This is a genomic window from Pseudomonas sp. AC463 (assembly GCF_979253585.1).
This window is the reverse complement of record NZ_CEEDDZ010000908.1, coordinates 1-253: the sequence shown is the minus strand read 5'-3', so window position 1 is coordinate 253 and position 253 is coordinate 1. Positions and strand designations below refer to the sequence as shown.

Below are 253 nucleotides of genomic sequence, written 5' to 3'. Positions count from 1 at the left end.
CGCTGTCCCAGTACGCGCCCTTCACCAGTCGCACGTTCATGATGCGATCGAGCCCGTTGGCCCACGCCACCACCGGCCGCGCACGCTTCCCGTATGCCTGCACCGCCATGCCGAAGCCTTCCCAGCCCTTCAGCGAGGGCAACGCCGCGACCGCGCCGATGATGTCGAGGCTCATCTCCAGCCGCTCGGACTCCTCGGCATCGACCGTCAGCGCGATCCCCTTGCGCGATGCCTGCACCGCCAGCGCCTCGAC

Annotated in this window: 1 protein-coding gene; it reads right to left on the bottom strand. The window is 69.2% G+C overall.

All coding sequences use genetic code 11. The features are described from left to right. Nucleotides 1–253 (bottom strand): proline dehydrogenase family protein (locus tag AC0IYH_RS32860; RefSeq protein ID WP_471838563.1); only part of this gene is annotated, 253 nt, incomplete at both ends.